Raw genomic sequence first — 2,249 nt, forward strand, 5'->3', positions numbered from 1 at the left:
TCCTTCTTTACATTGTAAAAAGAAAATAACGTTAAATAAAAAATACATTTCTATTTCATTAAAAATACAGGAAAAGTTCCTAATATAACAGTTACAATAAATAAAATAATTACAAGAATTATAGATTGTTTTTTCGTTAAACCAGCAACAATATGTAATCCTAAACCAGTTATAATAAGACCCCAAATAGAAAATAATTCAAAAGAACCAGCTATTGCATTCATCTTAGTACCTATATCAAATAAAGGAGCTAAACTAGTATAATTTACTTGATAACTGTCACCAAAAAATAAACTTAATATACTATTAACAAAAACACTAATAATTGAAAATATCCCAGAATATACAACAATTGATAAAATCTTTTTATAAGTAGTATCATTCATCATAAACAACATAATCATTTTATAAATACCAGCTATAACAAAAAACTTTACAGCTACAGCAAGTGTACCAAATACAACTGACATTCCAAGTGTTACACTTAAAGGAACTTTAAATCCAGTAGACTGTGATTCAGCTAATTTCATCATTGCTGGGCTTGTTTGAACAATATAAGCATTTAAAGCTGCAGCAAGACCTCCTAATAAAGCTATAAATAGAAATTGTTTCCATATAGATGTACTTATCATTAATTTTTCAAACTGTGCAATTGGAGAAGTAATTATCCCAAATATTGATGGACCTTTTTTATTTGTTTCCTTATTTTCTAAACTAACATCCACAATTAAAACCACCTTTTATTTAAACTTAAAAATAATTTTTATATATTTATATGGAGATAAAAGGTATTTTAGCTTCTATAATACCCGCAATAACAACCATAATAACTCCTATTACATTTAATTTTAATCCCTTTTTTAGAGAGTAAAATGCAATTTTTTTATCTTTATTCCAAATTATTTTTTTCATGCTATATATAATACATAAATCACCTATTGCAGCAATAATAAAAGCTGGAATCTCTAAAATACCATAAGGTATAAGTGTTAAAATTATATTTAAAAAATCACTAGTTCCCCAAAAAGATCCAACCACAGTTCCCAACATACTACCGTTAAATAAAATTGTAATTAAAGTTACAACACCAAAAGATAATATCCCAAGAAACATAATCCCAATTACACCCAAATTATGAAATATAATTGTAACAGCACCTAAATTTTGAGGATTGATACTCATCTTAGAATTATTTGCAAAACCTATTAATACACCAAATGATAATCCTAATATATAGATAGATAATACAATAATTGATTTCCAATTCTTTTTACAAAAAACCAAATAATTCCCCTTCCTCTCAATTTCATAAAATGCTTAATTAAAAATAAACCAATATTTATACCTTAAAAATTCAAACATACTATCAACAACTATATTTTTTAAACCAAACATTGGCAATATCCAATATTTGGTTTAAAAAATATTTTAAGAATAATTTCAATATATAAAATAAAATTTTATATATTGAAATTATTCGACTGTCTTATAAAGATATATTATTTCATTTTTTTATAAAAATATTAGAATCCAGTTAACAATCCGATTCCACCAACAGCTGCAATACCATTAATTGTAGCAACAAATGGAGCTAAAAATGGCCAAGCTACTACAGCAGCTGTTACACCACCCGTTACAATAACTTCAGCAATTGCCATAGCAGTAGATTTTTCTAAACCTAAAGAACTAACTAAAAAACCACCCATATTAGATAATGATTCTGTCATCAAAAACACTCCTATTTTTTATTTTAAAATTACCAACCAATTGCAGCTGTCGTTCCAACAACTGTAAGAATTCCTCTTAAAGTAACAACAAATGGAGCTAAGAAAGGCCAAGCCGCAGCAACAGCAGCAGGTCCTGCACTTGCAAGCACACCCACAATAGTAGCAGCTAAACCTTCACTGATCCCCATTTTTCCTACTAAAAACCCTAAACTTTGTTCTAATAAATCAATAGCATTCATGGTTTATTCCTCCTTTAATATTTTTAAAGCCTAATATAATATAACTTCTATATCTAAGAATAACAATACTTTTTTTTACTTTTTTTCTTTTTTTTGTTACCTCTTACTTTTTTTCTTTTTTTTGTTATTTAAAATCAATGAAAAAAATAGTAAAAGTCCACCTAATACAAAAAGAACTATATTACTAAGAAAAATACTAGTCTCATTAATAAAACTTAAAAAAATTAACAAACCATTTCTAACTAAAAGAAATATAGAAAACAAAACAATAAAAGAATTAATT

The 2,249-nt window shown here is 26.1% G+C and carries 5 protein-coding genes; all 5 read right to left on the minus strand.

What is annotated here, in order from left to right; all coding sequences use genetic code 11:
- Nucleotides 1–50 precede the first annotated feature (50 nt).
- On the minus strand, nt 51–725 hold the full coding sequence (locus ACQGS6_RS26780; protein ID WP_426965896.1) for a YIP1 family protein: 675 nt from the start codon (nt 723–725) through the stop codon (nt 51–53).
- 46 nt (nt 726–771) lie between these two features.
- A complete protein-coding gene (locus ACQGS6_RS26785) occupies nt 772–1,284 on the minus strand; it encodes a stage II sporulation protein M (RefSeq protein WP_426965897.1) in 513 nt (170 codons plus the stop codon).
- Between the two features lie 239 nt (nt 1,285–1,523).
- Nucleotides 1,524–1,727, minus strand: coding sequence for a hypothetical protein (locus ACQGS6_RS26790; RefSeq protein ID WP_426965898.1), 204 nt, complete (start codon nt 1,725–1,727; stop codon nt 1,524–1,526).
- Between the two features lie 29 nt (nt 1,728–1,756).
- Nucleotides 1,757–1,966, minus strand: coding sequence for a hypothetical protein (locus ACQGS6_RS26795; protein WP_426965899.1), 210 nt, complete (start codon nt 1,964–1,966; stop codon nt 1,757–1,759).
- A gap of 96 nt (nt 1,967–2,062) precedes the next feature.
- A partial coding sequence (locus ACQGS6_RS26800) for a hypothetical protein (RefSeq protein WP_426965900.1) occupies nt 2,063–2,249 on the minus strand: 187 nt, incomplete at its 5' end.

The organism is Bacillus sp. GMs2/2 (genome assembly GCF_050172095.1).
Taxonomy (GTDB): Bacteria; Bacillota; Bacilli; order Bacillales; family Bacillaceae_G; genus Bacillus_A; species Bacillus_A cereus.

Coding starts and splice junctions, on each gene's coding strand:
- ACQGS6_RS26790 (WP_426965898.1), bottom strand. CDS start 1,727: ATGACAGAATCATTATCTAATATGGGTGGTTTTTTAGTTAGTTCTTTA.
- ACQGS6_RS26795 (WP_426965899.1), bottom strand. CDS start 1,966: ATGAATGCTATTGATTTATTAGAACAAAGTTTAGGGTTTTTAGTAGGA.